The organism is Desulfobacterales bacterium (assembly GCA_028704555.1).
In the GTDB taxonomy this organism is placed as follows: Bacteria; Desulfobacterota; Desulfobacteria; order Desulfobacterales; family JAQWFD01; genus JAQWFD01.
Genome location: JAQWFD010000005.1, coordinates 1 through 19,251, shown reverse-complemented (window position 1 = coordinate 19,251; position 19,251 = coordinate 1). Strand labels below are relative to the sequence as shown.

Sequence of the window (19,251 nt, the reverse complement as noted above, 5' to 3'; positions counted from 1 at the left end):
ATTCGTATATAACCATATGTTTTTTAGATCCCTTCTGGGGCCGAAACACCCGAATCAAAAAAATATCAACCGATCAGAAAAGGCTTTCATGTTAACCCACACGTTTCATCACATACCCGGTATCGGCGAAAAAAGCGAAAACCGCCTGTGGGCATCGGGTGTGACCGGCTGGAACTGCCTGGAAGCACTTGACACGATCAAGCTGCCGGCCCGAAAGCAGGATATCATCACAAACGCTATCCGCGAATCGATCCGGCATCTGGAAGCAGAAAACCCCTCGTACTTTGAGCAACGGCTGCCCGCACACCTGCTCTGGAGATTTTTCCCGGACTTCAGGCATCAGACCGCATACCTGGACATTGAAACCGACGGTCTGGATCGATACGGCGGACAGATTACCACCATCGCGCTTTATGACGGCCAGTCCATCTGCTGGTATGTAAACGGGGAGAATCTGGACCGGTTCGTCTCTGACATCCGACGGTATAAGGTCATTGTCACTTATAACGGAAAATGTTTTGACATTCCGTTCATCGAGGAGTTTTTCGGCATTCACATGCCCCATGCCCATATCGATCTGAGATATATTCTGGGCAGTCTGGGATACAGGGGCGGGCTGAAAAACTGCGAAATTGATCTGGGCATTGACCGGGGCGAGTTAAAGGGAATCGATGGACGTTTTGCCCCGCTGCTGTGGGAGGACTACCGAAGGAACCATAACCGAAAAGCGCTTGAGACGCTGATAGCCTATAACATTGAAGATGTCATCAATCTGGAAACATTGATGGTCATGGCGTTTAATATGAAGCTGGGAAATACGCCGTTTTCAGAATCCGACCGCATTCCCCTGCCCGAAGCACCGGAGATACCCTTTCGAGCGGATGCCAAAACCGTGGGAAAAATCAAACAAAGCGCCTGCTCCGATATATTTTATTGATAAAAAAAACGCGGTGAATGACCACCGCGTTTTATTATGCCTTCACAAACTGACACCTGGATTATTTAAGCCAGGCATTGACTTTGTCCGGATTTTCCGTTACCCATTTTTTTGCGGATTCGTACTCATCCATCCCATCCTGATTCCAGACCATGACCTGTCCGATATCAGCGGTGGTCCAGTAAAAGTTATCCAGAAATTTATAAACATCCGGCATGTCCGTATCCAGGCCTTTGCGCACGAGGGTATTGATGGTTTCTTCACTTCCGTATAACCCTTTAGGATCATCTAAAATTTTAAGGTCCCATCGGCCAAATTTCCAGTGTGGCGCCCATCCGGTCACCACAACCCATTTTTTTTTCTTGATCGCGTTACCCAGAACAGCGGTCATCATGGCACCGGAGCCTTCCATGAGCTCAAATTTATCAAGCTTATATTCGGCAAGTACGGTTTCCGTTGTTTTCATCATTCCGGCGCCCGGGTCGATTCCGGTTATTTTGCCGTCAAATTCTTTCGCATGCGCATTGAGCTGATCAATCGAATCGATGGTAACATAGGCCGGAACCACCAGGCCCAGTCTGGCGCCATGTAAATTCGGCCCCAGATCCACCACCTTATCTTTTATTTTTGCAAGATAATCCTTGTGCGTTACCGGAAGCCATGCAGTTGTCATGGCATCGATATCACCGGTTGCAAGCGCCTGAAACATGGCCGCGGCAGATACCGATGTGAGTTCGCATTCATATCCGAGTTTTTCCTGAATCACCGCCTTTACCACATTCGAGCTTGCGGTAGCACATGCCCATTCCACATAGGCGATCTCAACCTTTTGTTTTTTGTCTGCTGCTGAAGCCAGACCCGCCATCATGACACACATCACAATGGCCAGTACCCATGTAATCGTTTGTTTTGCTTTCATTTACTTACCTCCTGGTCCGGCCGGGCCGGAACCATAATATTCGCACGTTATAATGAATGTCATTCATATCAGTCTAATATTTTTCGTCTGCCCAGCTGCTGCATAATCCGATCCAGGACTATGGCGAGAATCACGATACTGAGCCCCGCTTCAAACCCCTTTCCCGGCTGTAGTCTCTGGATGGCTTTCCAGACTTCGCCGCCAAGGCCTTTGGCGCCAATCATAGAGGCAATGACAACCATCGAAAGCGCCAGCATGATCGTCTGATTTACTCCGGCCATGATGGTGGGCGTCGCCATGGGTATCTGGAGTTTAAACAGTTTCTGCCACCGATTAGAACCAAATGAATCTGCCGCCTCAATTAGGTCATCAGGCACCTGTTTTATGCCGAGGCAGGTTAATCGGATCGCCGGAGGCACCGCAAAAATCACCGTTGAAAAAATAGCCGCCACTTTGCCCAATCCAAAAAACGGTATCGCCGGAATCAGATAAACAAAGGCCGGCATGGTCTGCATAAAATCAAGAACCGGCATGAGTATTTTGTAAACCACATGATTCAAAGCAGCCAGAATACCTAACGGAATTCCCATCGCAATCGTTGCCAGCGTTGCGATGCAAACCAGCGCAAGCGTACTGATCATGGTCTGCCACAAGCCCATATTGTCAATCAGAAAAAAGCCCAGAAAGCAGAATATGGCAACCCCTTTTCGTTTGGTCACACCCCATGCCGCTAAAGACAAAAGTACAATAAACAGCCATGGAGGTATAAACCCCATCACATCGATCAGCAGGTCAATCCCACTTTCGGTAATATCCGAAATCACCTTCGTCATACCCGAAAAATGATCAACCAGAAAATCAATAAGCGATTCAACAGCCTCTCCAACCGGTATGCCAGGTATGAAAGCTCCCATCATGAGCGGCCTCCATTTGCCAGTGCTGCCAGCAGTGTCCCTCGCACAATCACCCCGATGAGCTTGTTGCCGTCAGAAACAACCGCCAGGGGATATGGCAGATCTTTCATAATATCGACCAGATCGGAAGCCGGCGTATCGGGTGGTACCGTCGTGATATCGCTTCTCAGAATCTTTTCAAGATCATGGTTGTTCGCTTTCAATGCAATGGCTGCATCTTCGGCAGATATGATTCCCCTGAGCGTGTTGTCTTTTTTAACAATGAACAGACTTGAAATATCGGCCTGCTCCATTTTTCTCAGCGCTGTTCGGGGCCCGTCATTTTTCAAATTCCCAACCGCCTTACTCTTTTTCATTATGGATTCGGCGGTCAGGACTTTTGAGATATCGACGTCTGCCACAAACCGGGCCACATAGTCGGTTGCCGGATTTGTGAGAATATCCTCTGGCGTGCCTGCCTGCACGATCTGCCCGTCCTTCATCAATATGATCCGGTCTCCGAGCTTCAGTGCTTCGTCCAGATCATGACTGATAAACACGATGGTCTTTTGCACCCGTTCCTGAAGATCCAGCAGTTCATCCTGCATATTTTTCCGGATCAGCGGATCCAATGCGCTGAAGGCCTCATCCATCAATAAAATATCCGGATCCAGGGCCAGCGCCCTTGCCAGCCCCACCCGCTGCTGCATTCCACCGCTGAGTTGGCTGGGATAAGAATTTTCCCAGCCGGCAAGACCCACCAGTTCAAGGGATTCCATTGCTTTTTTATGCCGTATGGATTTTTCCATGCCCTTTACCTCGAGCCCGTACCCCGTATTCTGCAGCACTGTGCGGTGAGGAAACAGCGCAAAATTCTGAAATACCATTCCGAATTTCTGCTGCCGTACCATCCGAAGCTCCAGGGGCGTCAATGTGGTAATATCCTGACCATCCACGTAAACCTTCCCCCGGGTGGGCTCTATCAGCCGGTTGATACATCTGACGAGGGTCGATTTACCACTTCCCGAAAGCCCCATAATAACCAGGATTTCTCCCTCTGCCACATCAAAGCTGACATCGGCGACCCCGACACTCTGTTTTGTCTTTTTAAAAATTTCATCCTTTGACATCCCGGCATCAAGCATTTTCAATGCCTTCTCCGGATGCTTGCCAAAGATTTTTATCAAATTACTGATTCTGATTTTGTTTCCCATATGACTTTCTATTGATTAGCTGTTACCAGTTATTGGTTATCCGAGCTCCGAGCTCCGATCCATGCGATTGGACAAATTGCATTGTATCCAATATTTATACATGTCTTTAGCGCTAAAAACAATGGCTTTATTATTTTTACCGCTTTATAATCCAAGCATCTTTGGTTAAATATACATTATAACCCATGTATATATGGTTTCATCGTGTTCAATATATTTGTTCCATTTTACAAACTATTTTATATTGGGCAGGCTTAATATCAGACTCGATCAAACCGGTTACCTCCACCACCTGGGACTGTCAGTGGAATCAAACTTGAAAAAAATATCTGAACAGGATATTTTCGAAAAATTCAGGATACACAAAATGCACGATGGGCGGTGGGACAGGATTTCGCCATGTTATTTATTTTTCAACCATAAAGGCACACATTATGAATCAATCAGAAACACACAATAACAAATCGCCGCAGTTGTGCAAAGAAGTGCTTATTTCGCTCCGGAAAATCATTCAGGCCATTGATCTCCACTCCAAAAAACTGAGCCGTGAATATGGGTTGACCGGCCCCCAGCTGGTCATTCTCCAGGAGATATCAAATCACGACCAAATGTCCGTTACCGAGTTAGGCAAATCAATCAGTCTGAGCCAGGGGACAGTTACGGACATATTGTCACGCTTGATAAAAAAAGAGCTCATCACCAAAAAAAGAAGCCCTTTCGATAAAAGACGGGTAGAGATCCAACTGACTGAAAACTGCCGGCAATTACTTGATAAAGCCCCTCCGCCCCTTCAGGAAACATTCATGGAACAATTTTCAGAAATAGAAGAATGGGAACAATTAATGATCCTGAGTTCACTGCGACGGCTGGTCGATATGATGTCCGCAAAAAAAATCGAGGCCTCCGCCATACTGGCGGCAGGGCCTCTGCATGACGAGAAGGCGTGAAGGGACAGATTAGCCAGAGATCAAAAGTCAGAGGTCGGAGATAAAATCCGTAAAATCTTTTCCCCGGATCGTGCTGGAGAAACCGGCAATGGGCGGGACGGAGTGGTGGCCGCAGTTATGATCAAGCCCGCCCCAGGGGACAGGCCCGGGGCACTGAGGGATTTTTCCCGGAGGCAAGGCGTACTGAAGTACTGAAAGTGTATTGGAATTTTCGATAAAAACTGTCCTATATATCAATATTTGATATTTGACATATCAATATTTCCTATTGTACAAGGCGTCATCTTGGTTTGCTTATCAAAATGGTGTTATGCCGTAAAAAAAATCGAAAAAAAAATGAGTAACGTGCGTGGACTGCGTATCGGGATCGATTGCGCCATGAGAGGGCAAAGTGGAAATGGCTGAAAGTCAGGGGTGCAGGGTCAACGAAGTATTTCCGGAAGGAAAAGGTTATCGAATCACAATTACGAAGGGATAAGCCGTGCTCAGATTCTTCAAAAAGAGAAAACCGACACCAAATAAAAAACAGCGGGGCCCGTCCGCCGATTTTGGCATTCTGGTTTTCGAAAATACCAGTGACGTTATTCAAGCCGAAAAGATTCTGAAGCAGGCGGGATGGTGTATTCGGGTCATGGGCCCGCCCCCGTCTATTCAAACCGGATGCGATCTGGTCATCGAATTTCCGCTGATAGAAGAACTCAATATTTTGCGGGAGCTTGACAATGCAGACATATCTCCCCTTAAAGTTGTTCCGGTGACAGCACCGCTCCTTGAACCCGTCAGCCTTTTTCAAACCAAGGACTTTGGTGAATACCTCATGGTGCGCGCGGCCAACATGAAAATCACCATCAGCAAAAAGGACAGGAAAATAGTAAACATCTCCGGTGGGGGGTGCCCGGATGTTCCGTATCTGGCCCAGGAAATGGTAGGCAAAACTTTGGCTGAAGCCCCCCGACCCAAAGATTTGGGGCACACCCTTTGTGGGTACGCCCTTGAGCTGGCATATGAGGAGTTACTTCGAAAATGATAGGCATCGTCGGTACTGTTCCAGACCTTCAATTACCCTTGATTCACGGAAAAGCCCGTTTGATCGACAACCAGATTGAAATAAATGGCCGACGCATCGACATCAATCGATGCACCCCGGCGCTCATCGGAGCTGCACTCAAGGCTTCCGAGTGCGTCCACTGCCCGGAGATTTATGCTTTTTTGGTTGGGGACACAGGCAAGGGAGACGGCAGTCGCAAACTGTATCAATTTCTCGCACAGCATTTGCAAGAGTTTGATTTCCAGGTTTTGACTTTTCACTACCTGCAACCGGATGTAGACTGGCACAACAAAGTCCTGCTTGCCGTTGAAACGATGCAAAAGCGACCGATCCTGATTGCCGACGCCGGTTTTATGTACGCCGCCAAAATGAGCGGCCAATCCGAATCCTATGATTTTTTCACACCGGATGTCGGCGAATTGGCTTTTCTTGCAGATGAACTTGCACCCCACCCTTTTTACACGCGAGGATTTATCCTTCACGCCAATGACAATGTGCCCGACTTGATCCGTCAGGCCTATCAGCACCATAATGCTGCCAGGTATCTGCTGGTCAAAGGTGAATCAGACTACATTGCTCATGAGAAACAGCTGGTCCAAACTGTGGATCATCCCTCCTTTGAGGCAATGGAGGCGATTGGCGGCACGGGAGATACAATGACCGGATTGCTTTCCGTCCTGTGCTGCGCTGATTTTAAAATGACAGACGCAGCTGTTCTGGCTGCAAAGGTTAACCGCTGGACCGGCTATTACGTCAATCCAAGTCCTGCAACCCAGGTTTTTGAACTGATTGAAAAAATTCCGCAGGCCCTAAACAGGGTGCTGAATGAAGACAACTAAATTTTAATGCTTGCCTTGCATCATAAATCAATTAAAATAAACAGTAGCCCCCTTCGCTGAAAAAGTCGACTTCACACTCACGATATCCGGATATGACATGACGGGTTTCCCACCTGTTTGTAATTATAAATTTACAGCATTGGAACTTCAATTTTTTAGGGCTTGATCATAGAGGATGTTACAAAATAAAAGCTTCTTACGTTTTGCCTTTTGCCTCAAGCGATAGCGATCCTCAATACGCAATCAAAAAAACAGGAACAGGCCATGTACGCCATCGCTCTGAAGATGCTCATCGGCGATCGGGGCAAATATCTGGGCATAATTATGGGCCTGACATTTGCTTCACTGCTCATTACCCAGCAGGCAGCCATTTTCACCGGATTGATGACCCGCACCTATGGTACGATTACCGATTTGTCGCAGCCGGACATCTGGGTGATGGACCCCAAAGTGCAGTTCATCGACGATATAAAACCCCTCCAGGACACGCAGCTGTACAGCGTCCGGGGGGTCCGGGGGGTCGACTGGGCGGTACCCCTGTACAAAGGGCTTCTCAAGGCCCGCCTCGAGAATGGAAACTATCAGATCTGCAACGTTATCGGCCTGGACGATGCCACTCTGATCGGCGGTCCGCCCGAAATGATACAGGGGCGGTTAAGTGACCTGCACCGGCAGGACGCCATCATTGTCAATGACGCAGGGGCAAGGACGCGGCTGGCAAAACCTCCAGATGTCCCCGGCGGCGCTCCCCGGCCCCTGAGCGTCGGAGATACCCTGGAAATTAACGATCATCGGGCCGTCGTGGTGGGCATCTGCCGGGTGTCCAGAACCTTTCAGTCCCAGCCGGTGGTGTTTACCACCTACACCCGGGCCACGATTTTTGCGCCGCGGGAACGAAAGCTCCTGTCCTTTATTCTGGTCAAAGCAGTTGAGGGCGAAGATATCGGCGCGCTCTGCGATCGTATTGTGCAGCAGACAGGACTGTCAGCTTACGCGGCAGAAAAATTCAAGGATCTGACCTATGACTATTTCATGAAAAATACCGGAATTCCCATCAACTTTGGCATTGCGGTTGTGCTGGGCTTTATCATCGGCGCCGCCATCGCCGGCCAAACTTTTTATAACTTTATCCTCGAAAATCTTCGATATTTCGGCACATTGAAAGCCATGGGGGCCGGAAATGCGATGCTCCTGCGTATGATTCTTCTTCAATCTTTGGTGGTCGGCGTCATCGGATACGGACTGGGCGTGGGCGGGGCGTCGGCTTTCGGGCACCTTCTGGGTGGCACAGAGCTGTCCTTTCGCCTGACCCGTGAGCTGCTGATGCTTTCAGGAGGGGCCATCATCCTGATATGTTTATTGTCCGCCCTGATCGGCATTCGGAAGATCATACGGCTGGAACCTGCAATCGTATTCAAGAGCTGACAGGATGGAAGAAAAAAACCCAACGTCTGCCGTCTTCTGCCGGGGCATCGTCAAGAGCTATGCAACCGGTCCGTCAAAGGTCATGGCCCTGCGAGGCGTGGATCTTGACGTAAGCATGGGGGAGCTGCTCCTGCTTGTGGGTCCTTCGGGCTGCGGCAAAACCACCCTGATTTCGGTCATCGCCGGAATCCTGGATCTGGATGAAGGCCAGTGCCGTGTATTTGACCACAACATGGCCGCAATGGGGGCGAGAGGCAAAACAAAATTCCGCGGGCAGAATCTCGGATTTGTCTTCCAGAGTTACAACCTGCTGCCCACCCTGACCGCCGTGGAGAATGTGGCCGTCCCCCTGCTGATTCTGGGCAGGTCACAAAAACAATCATTTGCCCTGGCCGCGCAACTTCTGGAAAAGGTGGGATTGCAGGACCGGGCCCTTGCCCGGCCGTCCGAGCTTTCCGGCGGCCAACAGCAGCGCGTGGCCATTGCCCGGGCCCTGGTCCACCAGCCCCGGCTGGTGGTATGCGACGAGCCCACCAGTGCACTGGACGCCGATACCGGCCAGAGGGTCATGAAGATTCTCAGAGAGACAGCCCTGTCCGAAAACCGTGCCCTGATCATTGTCACCCACGACAGCCGTATTTTTAACTTTGCAGACCGCATCGCCCGGATGGATGACGGCCGGATCACGGCGGTCGAGTCCCAGATCGCCCATTAAACGAGGCCTGTTTATGATTCGAAAGTACCTGTTTCCCATACTGGCTCTTGCCGGGTTTATCTTTGGCCTGTGGATGGTAATGCAGTCGGAAAAACCGGTTCCGGCATCTGCTCCCATCGCCGATCCCCCCCGATCCCCTTTTTCCGATAAAATTTCCGGTTCCGGCATCGTCGAATCCGGTACCCGGAATATTTCCATCGCTGCGCCGGTTTCAGGCATTGTCACCCGCGTGTTTGTAAGGGTCTCCGATCGAGTCCGTGAAGGGGATACCCTGTTCATGATTGACGATCGCCAGGCGCGCGCTGCCCTGAACGCTGGTAAAACAAAAGTGGCCGAAGCCCGAAAAACGCTGGAGCGACTGCTCAAAGCGCCCCGGAAGGAATCTGTTCCGCCTCTTCGGGCAAAGGTGTCTGAGGCACGGGCCGAACTTGAGAATCTGAAATTTCAACTCCAAACCGCCGAAAGCATAACAGACCCCGGGGCCCTGAGCCGTGAAGAGCTGAACAACCGCCGGTATGCGGTTCAGACCGCGGAAGCCCGGCTGGCCCTGGCAAAGGCGAACCTGGCGCTCCAGGAGGCCGGTGCCTGGCAAGCGGACATCGATGTGGCCGAGGCGGTCGTTGCCGGTGCCGAAGCCGAGGTTCAGAAAGCAGAAACGGATATCGATCTGCTGCGGGCACAGGCGCCGGTCGAAGGAAGCATCCTTCAGGTCAACATCCGTCCGGGCGAATATGCACAGAGCGCCGTCGTATCCCCTGCCCCAATTTTGCTGGGCAACCTGGACCGTCTCCATGTCCGGGCGGATATCAATGAAAATGACGCCTGGCGTTTCAGGCCCGATGCCCGGGCCGTGGCCTCCGTCCGCGGCAACTCGAAGTTAAAGACCCAGCTGACCTATGAATATACCGAACCGTATGTCATTCCCAAGCGTTCGCTGACCGGGGACAGCACCGAACGTGTCGATACCCGTGTTCTGCAGGTCGTATACAGCTTCAGCCGGCAGGATCTGGCGGTCTATCCCGGCCAGCTGATGGATGTATTTATCGAGGACCTTTCCGGCACCGATGCACCGCCTTCGGGCTCCCGTTCATCCGGAGAATCCTCATGATGATGCGCCGGCTTGCGATATGCGCCGCCGTGCTTTTCATCTGCGCCTGTTCTGCGGCAGGACCCGACTATCAACGTATCGATCCGTCCATGCCGGACCGTTTCAGCTCCCTTGAGCCGGAAATGATTTCGGAAGCAGCCGCAGCCGGCAACACCCCGGAGGCATGGTGGAAAGCGTTCGATGATCCGGTGCTGGACATGCTGATGGAACAAGCCGTGAGCGGCAGCCCTGACCTTCAGGTTGCCACCGCCCGGGTGCGACAGGCCAGGGCGCTTCGGGGAATCGCATCCTCAAAATATTTGCCGGAAGGAAACGTGACTGCCGAATACCAGCATCAACGACGCACGGAATCCGGGCTTTCAGGTACCGCATCCGGCATTTCGCCGAGCGGCGATTTCAACGACCGGCAAAGCGATCTGTACCAGGCCGGGTTCGATGCCTCCTGGGAGATAGACATATTCGGTGCTCTGCGACGCGAAGTGGAAGTAGCGGATGCGCAGCTGGCTGTTTACGAAGAAGCCCGGAAAGACACGCTTATTGCTCTCCGGGGAGAAGTGGGCCGAAATTACATGGAACTGCGTGCGCTGCAGCTTCGCCTGGACATCGCCGGAGAGGACATACTCTCAAGGCAAAAAATCGTAGCGCTAAACCGAATCCGCTATGAGTCCGGTCTGATCAACGAACTGGAACTGGCCCGGGCCACGGGAGCACTGGCCAATGCCGAATCCACCGTTCCTGCCCTGGAACGATCTGTCCATGAGGTCATGCATCGGCTGGCGGTGCTGTCCGGGCTTCAGCCCTCGAGCCTCGTGCAGGAGCTGAGCCGCCCGGCCGATCTGCCGCAGGTTCCCGAACATCTTCTGGTGGGGCTTCCCTCTGACCTTCTTCAACGCCGTCCGGACATTCGAAAGGCGGAACGCGAACTGGCGGCCTCCACGGCCCGAATCGGCATTTCAACCGCCGAATTGTTTCCCCGCTTTTCGCTCACCGGCGCATTTGGCTACCTGAACTCAAAACCGGATGATCTCATGACAGAGCGCAGCAATTTCTGGAACATCGGCCCTGCTCTGCACTGGAATATCGTAAATCTCAAACGAATTTTAAACACCATCGAAGCAGGCAAGGCCGAGCGGGACGGGCTCCTGGCCCGATATCACCAGCAAATCCTTATCGGTTTGGAAGAAGTGGAAAATGCCCTTGTCGGCACCTCACGGGAAAAGATCCGAACAGCATCCCTTCATAAGGCGGTAAACGCCAACCGGCTTTCGACACAGCTGGCCGAATCACGCTATATAGCCGGCCTCGAAAACTACCTGTCGGTGATTGACGCCCAACTGGCCCTGCGCACGTCTCAGGACCTGCTTGCCCTCAGCCGCAGGAACCTGGCGATTGCATTCATATCTCTTTACAAGGCACTTGGCGGTGGCAACTGACGTCATACGGATCGAAACAGCATCACGCCGCCGGCCGGGCCCAGGCGAAAAAGAGAGGAATATATGATACAGATCGGCAAACCCGCACCGGTTTTTGAAACCACCGCCTTTCACCGGGGACAGATCAAACCCATCCGGCTTTTTGATTACCGCGGCCAGTGGGTCCTGCTGTTTTTCTATCCGGCCGATTTCAGCAGGGTCTGACCGACCGAACTGGCGGCAGTTGCCGTCAAATATCCCGCGTTCAGGGAACTGGATACCGAGGTGCTGTCAATCAGCACCGACAGCGTCGAGTCCCACCGGAAATGGCAGGAAAAAAAATTATCGCGTATGGTTACCGGAGGGGTCGTGTTTCCGATGCTGACCGACCCCGGCGGCCGGATCGGACGATGCTACGGGGTGTTTGATGATGAAAAAAAAAAGGACGCCCGGGGTTGTTTCATTATCGACCCCCGGGGCGTTGTTCAGGCGGTCGAAATCATGGCAGACCCTGCGGGGCGTAACGTCACGGATATTTTACGCCGACTGCGGGCCCTGCGGCATTTTTCTGAAACAGGCGACTACCTTCCCTGCGGATGGGAACCCGGAAAGCCGACACTGCCCCGTGATCCGGAAGCCGCCGGAGTCGAAAAATCGTGGGAAACGCGGCATGCGTTCTGATAAAAACACCTGGCATCAAAATAAAAAAATATGACCCGCGTCAATTTATTCTTTGTTTTTAACCCTTATTTGATTCTTCTTAGATCCCTTTTTGATATTGAGCGTCAGTTGAGGGGTGAATACTTTGCTGGAGTTTCTTTTTTGCATCGGGATTTCCATTGAGCAGATTTTCAAAAAGTTTTATTATCCCGGATTTATCCGTCTCTATTCTGGTTTCGGTTTTTATCTCCCTTAAATCAATGAAAAAACCGGAAAAAATATCCGGCAAATCAGTAACGATATCTGTATTCAAGAAATTGTCATTATTATAGATACAATGATAATTCCCCTTTGTTTTTTCAATAAAAAGAGGAATCTGTTTTAAATTTGTAATTAATGAAGATTTATCACACTTTTGAATACATTCCTCATCAATCCTATCTTTTTCACATCCAATAACCTGATGAAATAAACATTGTCTGCTGGTTAGAAGTAAAATAGGGTGATAAATGCTATAGTATAGTTTGAAATTTTCAGGGCGAATAATACTTTTTATCTGATATTTGCTGATCTCATTTGAAATAAATGAGCCATAACAGTTAAAATTTTCTTTTAAAGATATAAGGCTAAAGGAATTAACCAGATTAAGATAGGGTCCTGCTATCCAGGGGATTTTATTTTTATAAGCTTCATAAGCAATTCCGGTATTATTTGTTACAATAAGTTCGGGGCGCACCTGTTGAAGAAATTCAACCGCAGCAGTATAGTTTTCTCCTATTAAAACAGCTGGAAACCAGGGAATTATTTTTTTATTTTTAAAAAAAAGATCTATAAACCCGGAATATCCATCTTTGAAACCATTGGGGAGTTGGAAAAAAAAATTTGCAGAGGTCTTATTACAAAGATACAAATCCTTCTGGGAAGAGATTAATACGGCAAGATCGGGTTTAATTTTTGATGTGCTTTGTTTTTTTAAGATTGGAACGCCGATTGGGGCAATAATTTCTTTTGAATCATTTAAGATGGAGAAAACCCTTTTTTTAATTATAGTCAGCGCTTTAAAAGGTAGAAAAAGATCACTTTTAAGATCTTCCAATTCTATATGCTTAATGTAATATTCCGTATCATTTAAGGCTTTAAGCCTTTCAAATAAAACATCATAATTCAGGCACATCGCCGTGCTTTTCTTGCTTTTTGGAGTAAGCTTTCTGCTATCTGGCGGTATTGATCTTTGGTTCAGACTGCGCCGGTTCAGGGGGGTGGATGTACCTGATTTTGAAAGATTAATTTCAGAAAGTACAACAAATGACGTATCCGGAGTTTTTACAGATACCTTTAAAGGGGTATCAAGTTCTCCTGAAATGTTTATTATTAAAGGAATTTTATCTATACTTAAATTTTTAATTTTATTTTTAACATTCTTTGAAATTTCTTCTTTTTCTTCAAAAAATTCTATTTGATCTTCTTCTTTTTTTTCATTCGTAGAATAATTATTAATATCAGAAAGATGTTTAATTGAATTATCCCTGGGATTATCAATAAACATATTTTTATTAATATCTCCCTTTAAATAGGAATTTGAAAAATCCCGGTTAAATACCTTATAAAAATCGCTATTGTCATTATTCAGGCTGTCCTGGTCATAAAAACTCCGGATTTGTTTTTTCCAGCAATTTACCACCGTATATACGTATTCAAATTTCTTTATTCTTCCTTCAATCTTTATCGAGTCAACCCCTGCATCAGATATTTTTCTTAGATCAAAATATGCCGAATTATCTTTAAGATTAAGAGGAAAATTTTTACCTTCAGGCGTGGTTAAATATCTATTTCTACAAGGTTGACTGCATCTGCCGCGATTTCCAGAGTTCCCTTCAAGGACAGAACTCATATAACAAATGCCTGAAAACGAGATACAGTAGGACCCGTGGACAAATACTTCAGTCGAGATATTTTTTTCATGACCGGTCAGAGTTAACGCTTTTATCTCATGAATATTTAACTCTCTTGCGAGATTGACCCGGGTAGCAGTCAGTTTGCTTAAAAATTTTATCTGACCCTCATTATGCGTATTAAGCTGTGTAGATGCATGTATTTTAAGCCCTTTGAAATATTTAGATAACAGATAAAACAGTCCTATATCCTGAATAATTACGCCATCGATACTTGTATTTATCAGTTTATTCAGTAACCGTATAATAGTCGGGATCTCACATTCCACTATAATTATATTAAGGGTTAGAAAAACTTTGCAGTTTTTTCTATGAGCAAGATTTAAAATCCCGTTTAAATCTTCAAAGGTTATATTTGTTGCCCGGTCTCGAGCATTAAATTTAATCAGACCGCAGTATATAGCATCAGCCCCTGCTGCAATTGCAGCTTTTATAGAATCAATATCGCCACCGGGTGCAAGTAATTCAATTTTTCTTTTCATAGGATGAACTGTAACTCAATTAAAATCGGTGATAGAAAAAAACGCTTTTCTAAAATTTCAGATATGTATCTGTGATGATGAAATTCATCAGTGTGTCATGCGGTATCATTCGTTCGCAGTCCGGAAGGCCCGCTTCCTTTGCACCTCGTCTGACGCCGAAGACCGGCCCGCTTCCCGTATCCGGTTACCCTGACACAGGGGACCGCTGCTACGCGATGAACGAGCAATTATCACGGCTGACGCCTTTCAGTCAACAAGCCGCATCAGGCTTATCCTGGCGCTCAGGAAAAACACGAAAAAATTGTCAGTCATTTAGCACCTGCCCGAAAGTGTAAAGGCTTTCGACTCCGGCCATGTTTCATATTCTCACCGCCCGCTTCGCTTGAGGCGCTGAGAACGCAGAGTAAAAAAACAGTTTTGCCCTCAGCGTTCATAGGGCCTCAAGTCAAATGCCTTTCCCTTGTATCCGGGAATAGAATGCATGTTTGCTCTTGCCCTTGATGAATTTTATGCTGCCAGCCTGGCCCACGATAAAACCCGTGCAGGAAGAGAATGCGCCAGGTCCCATTTAATACTCATCGGGCGTGAGCCTTCATGACGCCTGTAATTCAATGGACCCGCGAACAGATAAGGGGCCGTAAGTCCGTTTGAAAGCTTGTTCCGGTTGCGAATAAACAGCAACGGGGTATAGTTTTGCTGTTGATGGTGAATATAACGCAGACCGGTAGGGGTGTCTTCGCCTGTCGTAGATTGGCTCTGCCAATGAAAAAGTCTCTCATTTACGGCATAGTCCTCATACATGGTCGTTGGCGAAAAATCTGCTTCGCTTTTGTTGATGTCGGCAAAAAACACATCGAGTTTGCGTTCCGGAACATGCAGAACGCCCTCTCGTGAAGCCCTTGTTTTTTTAAAAGAACCCAGTCCAAGAGCGAGGAGGACCTGCTCTCGCGTATAAGACGCATGTAAAACAAGGGGTCCGGTTTTTTCCGTAAATTGGATGAGTGGCAGGGGCGTACGATGTTGAAGTAACCAATCGAGAAGTTCGATCAGATCTTTTTTGAGTCCGGAACGGGATGCGAAAAAACTATGTACCTGTTCGAGGGTACCCGCTTGGGGCCTTTTGTTATTCCATAAAACGCTGTGCAATAAAACCCGGGTCAAATCGGATTGAGCCTGACCGGTTGTGATGAGCTTTCCGGCATCTCCTATCAGATGCGGATCATCCATTAGACAAAGGCGTCGAAATCCTTTTGCGATTTCCGTATCAAACTCAATCATATCATCTTCTACAGCTTCGCCTTCAGCCCTGGCAATCAGTACGTGCGGCAAACCGCGCTTGAAGATTTCATCAGGTGTATCGAGGCTCAGAAAATCCAGAATATTCTGCAAGCTGATATGTCCTTGAATACGGTTTCTGAGCTGGCGAAGTTCTCCAAGCAGGCGCTCACCGCGCAGGCAGGCAGTAGCTGCACGAATATTGTTCAGCACATGCTCCTGAGCCTGCTTTTCAAGATGTATCAGACAGCCGGATGGAATAAACGGAAAGCCATTTTTAATCTGGTTGTCAATCCGCAATTCCGGTCGGCTGGTCAGCGCTTGAAAACGTTTCGCAAAGCTGAACTTGTGGTGCTGTGGCGCAATAAAATCAAGCACCGTGAGGTGTGATTTTTCTTCATGCAGGCGAAGACCCCGGCCAAGTTGCTGCAAAAACAGGGTGAGGCTTTCTGTTGGACGTAAGAATAGAACCGTATCAACGCAGGGAATATCAATCCCCTCATTGTATAGATCCACCGTGAAAATAAAGTTGATCTGGCGATTCGATAGTTGTTGCTGAGCCTGGTGTCGAACGTCTTTGGGAGATTCGCCATGCAGGGCAATGGCTCGGATGTTATGTTCATCGCAGAATCTGGCCATAAATTTTGCGTGTTCAACACTGACACAAAAACCCAATCCGGCTACCTGCCTGATATCGGCGACATAACGCGCTGTCTGGCTCATAACCCATGCAGCACGTTTCTGATTATCTTCCAGACATTCACGCAGCTGGGTGATATCATAACCACCGCGTTTCCAGGCAAAAGCAGAAAAATCAAGCTCATCTAAATCAGGAATGCCATAATAGTGAAACGGGGATAAAAGAGCGCGCTCAATGGCTTCCGGAAGCCGGATTTCATGGGTAAAGGCGCCACCGAAATCCTGCCGGATATCCTTGCCATCCATACGCTCCGGAGTAGCAGTCAAGCCCAGTAACGTGAGCGGCTTTATGTGATCAATTAAATTTTGATAACTGCCAGCACTGGCATGGTGGGCCTCATCCAATACAACATAATCAAAATGGTGCGGTGCAAAACGATTAAATCCCCGGCTGTTCCAACTTTGCACCGTACAGAACAGATGGTCAGTTTGTGTATTTGTTGCACCACTTGAAACAAGGTCGCCGTAGCTGCCGTCATGTAAAACCTGGCGAAACGCATCACGAGCCTGCTTAAGGATTTCTTCGCGATGCGCTACAAACAGCAACCTTGAACCCCTGCCTTGTTCTGAGCAGAATCGTTTATAGTCAAAAGCGGCAATCATCGTTTTGCCGGTACCCGTAGCCGCAATTACCAGATGCTTATGCTTCCCGGATTTTCGCTCTGCATCGATGTCTTCGAAAATGGTTTGCTGGTATCCGTAAGGGCGCAGATCAAAAAAAGAAACGGTATCATTTTCTGTTGATTCACCCCGTTCCCGCAACAGTGCATGTTCTAATTCTGGAAGGTCCTCAGCAAGGCAGGGGGTAAATTCTGCGCTATCCTCCCAATGCGACTCAAATGTGGCAACCGCGTATCGCCATAAGTGCTCTGTCTCATATTGGCTGATTTTAGCCGTCCATTCCAGGCCTTCATCGAGTGCTGCTTTCGAAATATTTGCAGATCCGATGTAGGCAGAGCCGAATCCTGTAGCGCGGTGAAACAGATAGGCCTTGGCATGCAGGCGCGTGCGCCGGGTGTCATAAGAAATCCGTATCTCGGTGTTGGGAAGTTCTGATAAAAATTTAATGGCTTTAAAATCAGTTGCACCCATGTAAGAAGTCGTTGCGATACGCAATCGCGGCCCCCCGTCAGGTGCGGGTTGCCGTGTAAATTCCTGTAAAACATGCAGCATGGGTACGATGCCGGAGTATTTGATAAAAGACACAAGCCAATCCGCCCGATCGCATGTTGCCAATTCTTTCATCAACTGGATTCGAAGTGCCGGACTTCGTGAACTGCCTGTAAGAAGCGCAGAAACAGACAAAGGGGTGTCCGGGCGGACTCCGGGTGCTGTTAATGGGGGTTCAGGCTTAATTTGTTGAAGGGTATCGGAAGAAACCAGAGACAGATCTTTCAATATCGACCGCATTGTTTCCGGTGTTTGAAGGGCCGCCTCAAGGGCATCTTTCAAAAATTCGCTTTTTATCCCGGCGATCGTTTCTGCAATAAAGGCAGCTATCTCTCGTGCCAACGGGATAACCAGGAGATGGGGCAACTCTTCAGGGTCTATGGATGCCCATTCGGCACGATCCAACAAACCTTCATTTTGCAACCGCTGGTGCAGCTCATGTGTGTGTAAAAGGTCATATAGACCCGTTGGAAGACTTGTCACCCTGCTTCCCTTATATTTTTCTGAGGCGTTTTTCACCCTATTTTGCACAGCGCTTCGTTGATGCCCCGGGTTCCGGGAGTGATGTCTGGATCAAGCGGCATTAAAGAGCGCCTTTATTTTGTTTGCGATAGGAATATCTGCCGGCGCCAATTTATAATTCAGGAGATCATCAAGATCGACCCATTCCGCCTTATCGTGAACAGATAATGTGAAATCCCCATTATCCAAAATTTCTGTGAGCAGGGCCAGAATCTTAAATGCCCCATGCGCGTAATGGTATTCACTTTTGGCCAATATCAGACCTGCCCTGGTATTCAGGTTCAGCTCTTCCTTCAGTTCACGTTCGAGACATGCCTGAGGGGTTTCGCCTTCCTCAATTTTTCCCCCGGGAAATTCCCAGTAACCCGATAGCGCTTCACCATGTTTCCGGCGGGTGAGAAGGACTTTTTTATTTAATATGATGACGGCTGCAGTAACTTGTTTCATGGTTATATAAGATATACTCTTAAATTCACATTCGTCGATTATAGAAGTGTTTGCTTGTTTTAATTTATCCAAAAGCTGCATGAAGCTTTTGCCAACCGTTTTTTCCTCTTCGTTTCGATAGCCGAACCTTTCCATAAAATCTTATAAAAGAGCAATGACTTTTTGTCATATCCTCCATTTTTGTATCAAAAAAGAGGCTATTGACCTGAAATGAGGCAGTTTTAAGACAGCTTTTTTTGTTTATTTTCAGCTAATTATATTGGTACGGCTATTTGTTCTTGCCATTGATGTAAAAAAATTCTTTTTGGAAATCGAAAATATGATTCCGGATTTCATAAAATTTTCTTAGAGACCTCTTTTGGGTATCGAAAAGAGGACTTTAAACCGAATTCAGGGTGGTTTTTTTAAGTTAATTGTTTTTAATTCAGTACGTTAACTTGGTCAGACCCCGGTTTCTGCCGTGGTATCATGATAAGCCTCTCTTTCTTACAGGGCCCCGGCCATCAGGCGATCGGTTTCACATTGGTACTGAGGGGTGTCCAGACGCGGCCGTCGGGTATCGCCGTGCTTCAAAGCGGTTTGCTTCC

The 19,251-nt window shown here is 48.2% G+C and carries 15 protein-coding genes; 9 read left to right on the top strand and 6 right to left on the bottom strand.

Going from position 1 to position 19,251, the window contains the following annotated elements; all coding sequences use genetic code 11:
- Positions 1-88 precede the first annotated feature (88 nt).
- The gene (locus PHQ97_03250; protein MDD4391751.1) at positions 89-937 is read left to right on the top strand and encodes a ribonuclease H-like domain-containing protein; all 849 of its coding nucleotides are present in this window, start codon (positions 89-91) and stop codon (positions 935-937) included.
- A 61-nt stretch (positions 938-998) separates the two neighbouring features.
- Here PHQ97_03250 and PHQ97_03245 read toward each other — a convergent pair whose 3' ends face one another.
- The 3 genes from PHQ97_03245 to PHQ97_03235 all read right to left on the bottom strand — a co-directional run bounded on the left by PHQ97_03245 (position 999) and on the right by PHQ97_03235 (position 3,963).
- Entirely contained in the window at positions 999-1,856 is an 858-nt protein-coding gene (locus PHQ97_03245; GenBank protein MDD4391750.1) for a glycine betaine ABC transporter substrate-binding protein, read from the bottom strand.
- A gap of 68 nt (positions 1,857-1,924) precedes the next feature.
- Positions 1,925-2,773: a proline/glycine betaine ABC transporter permease gene (locus PHQ97_03240; GenBank protein MDD4391749.1), complete on the bottom strand. Its 849-nt coding sequence runs from the start codon at positions 2,771-2,773 to the stop codon at positions 1,925-1,927.
- Complete coding sequence (locus PHQ97_03235) at positions 2,770-3,963, bottom strand: glycine betaine/L-proline ABC transporter ATP-binding protein (protein ID MDD4391748.1); 1,194 nt, start codon at positions 3,961-3,963, stop codon at positions 2,770-2,772. Before PHQ97_03235 ends, PHQ97_03240 begins: the two co-directional genes overlap by 4 nt.
- A 434-nt stretch (positions 3,964-4,397) precedes the next feature.
- Here PHQ97_03235 and PHQ97_03230 point away from each other — a divergent pair, with 434 nt between their 5' ends.
- From PHQ97_03230 to PHQ97_03195, 8 genes are all read left to right on the top strand, one after another.
- Entirely contained in the window at positions 4,398-4,910 is a 513-nt protein-coding gene (locus tag PHQ97_03230) for a MarR family transcriptional regulator (protein MDD4391747.1), read from the top strand.
- A gap of 481 nt (positions 4,911-5,391) precedes the next feature.
- Positions 5,392-5,937, top strand: coding sequence for a DUF3343 domain-containing protein (locus PHQ97_03225; protein ID MDD4391746.1), 546 nt, complete (start codon positions 5,392-5,394; stop codon positions 5,935-5,937).
- A complete protein-coding gene (locus PHQ97_03220) occupies positions 5,934-6,797 on the top strand; it encodes an NAD(P)H-hydrate dehydratase (protein MDD4391745.1) in 864 nt (287 codons plus the stop codon). The genes PHQ97_03225 and PHQ97_03220 overlap by 4 nt, the downstream gene beginning before the upstream one ends.
- A 264-nt stretch (positions 6,798-7,061) precedes the next feature.
- A complete protein-coding gene (locus PHQ97_03215) occupies positions 7,062-8,222 on the top strand; it encodes an ABC transporter permease (GenBank protein ID MDD4391744.1) in 1,161 nt (386 codons plus the stop codon).
- 4 nt (positions 8,223-8,226) lie between these two features.
- Positions 8,227-8,937, top strand: a complete 711-nt coding sequence (locus tag PHQ97_03210; protein ID MDD4391743.1) for an ABC transporter ATP-binding protein — start codon at positions 8,227-8,229, stop codon at positions 8,935-8,937.
- Between the two features lie 13 nt (positions 8,938-8,950).
- On the top strand, positions 8,951-10,045 hold the full coding sequence (locus tag PHQ97_03205; protein MDD4391742.1) for a biotin/lipoyl-binding protein: 1,095 nt from the start codon (positions 8,951-8,953) through the stop codon (positions 10,043-10,045).
- Complete coding sequence (locus PHQ97_03200; GenBank protein ID MDD4391741.1) at positions 10,042-11,478, top strand: efflux transporter outer membrane subunit; 1,437 nt, start codon at positions 10,042-10,044, stop codon at positions 11,476-11,478. The genes PHQ97_03205 and PHQ97_03200 overlap by 4 nt, the downstream gene beginning before the upstream one ends.
- Positions 11,479-11,541: 63 nt before the next feature.
- Positions 11,542-12,138 carry a peroxiredoxin gene (locus tag PHQ97_03195; GenBank protein MDD4391740.1) on the top strand — a complete coding sequence of 199 codons (597 nt, stop codon included), beginning with the start codon at positions 11,542-11,544 and terminating at the stop codon, positions 12,136-12,138.
- A 79-nt stretch (positions 12,139-12,217) separates the two neighbouring features.
- Here PHQ97_03195 and PHQ97_03190 read toward each other — a convergent pair whose 3' ends face one another.
- The 3 genes from PHQ97_03190 to PHQ97_03180 form a co-directional block, all read right to left on the bottom strand.
- Positions 12,218-14,551 (bottom strand): U32 family peptidase, encoded by a 2,334-nt coding sequence (locus PHQ97_03190; protein ID MDD4391739.1) that lies wholly within the window; start codon positions 14,549-14,551, stop codon positions 12,218-12,220.
- 507 nt (positions 14,552-15,058) lie between these two features.
- The gene (locus tag PHQ97_03185; GenBank protein MDD4391738.1) at positions 15,059-18,100 is read right to left on the bottom strand and encodes a DUF3427 domain-containing protein; all 3,042 of its coding nucleotides are present in this window, start codon (positions 18,098-18,100) and stop codon (positions 15,059-15,061) included.
- Positions 18,101-18,268: 168 nt separating this feature from the next.
- Positions 18,269-18,736 carry a (deoxy)nucleoside triphosphate pyrophosphohydrolase gene (locus PHQ97_03180; protein ID MDD4391737.1) on the bottom strand — a complete coding sequence of 156 codons (468 nt, stop codon included), beginning with the start codon at positions 18,734-18,736 and terminating at the stop codon, positions 18,269-18,271.
- Positions 18,737-19,251 lie beyond the last annotated feature (515 nt).

Excerpts from the sequence above, each read along its gene's own strand:
- PHQ97_03250 (MDD4391751.1), top strand. The coding sequence starts at position 89 with ATGTTAACCCACACGTTTCATCACATACCCGGTATCGGCGAAAAAAGC.
- PHQ97_03245 (MDD4391750.1), bottom strand. The coding sequence starts at position 1,856 with ATGAAAGCAAAACAAACGATTACATGGGTACTGGCCATTGTGATGTGT.
- PHQ97_03240 (MDD4391749.1), bottom strand. The coding sequence starts at position 2,773 with ATGATGGGAGCTTTCATACCTGGCATACCGGTTGGAGAGGCTGTTGAA.
- PHQ97_03235 (MDD4391748.1), bottom strand. The coding sequence starts at position 3,963 with ATGGGAAACAAAATCAGAATCAGTAATTTGATAAAAATCTTTGGCAAG.
- PHQ97_03230 (MDD4391747.1), top strand. The coding sequence starts at position 4,398 with ATGAATCAATCAGAAACACACAATAACAAATCGCCGCAGTTGTGCAAA.
- PHQ97_03220 (MDD4391745.1), top strand. The coding sequence starts at position 5,934 with ATGATAGGCATCGTCGGTACTGTTCCAGACCTTCAATTACCCTTGATT.
- PHQ97_03215 (MDD4391744.1), top strand. The coding sequence starts at position 7,062 with ATGTACGCCATCGCTCTGAAGATGCTCATCGGCGATCGGGGCAAATAT.
- PHQ97_03210 (MDD4391743.1), top strand. The coding sequence starts at position 8,227 with ATGGAAGAAAAAAACCCAACGTCTGCCGTCTTCTGCCGGGGCATCGTC.
- PHQ97_03205 (MDD4391742.1), top strand. The coding sequence starts at position 8,951 with ATGATTCGAAAGTACCTGTTTCCCATACTGGCTCTTGCCGGGTTTATC.
- PHQ97_03200 (MDD4391741.1), top strand. The coding sequence starts at position 10,042 with ATGATGATGCGCCGGCTTGCGATATGCGCCGCCGTGCTTTTCATCTGC.
- PHQ97_03190 (MDD4391739.1), bottom strand. The coding sequence starts at position 14,551 with ATGAAAAGAAAAATTGAATTACTTGCACCCGGTGGCGATATTGATTCT.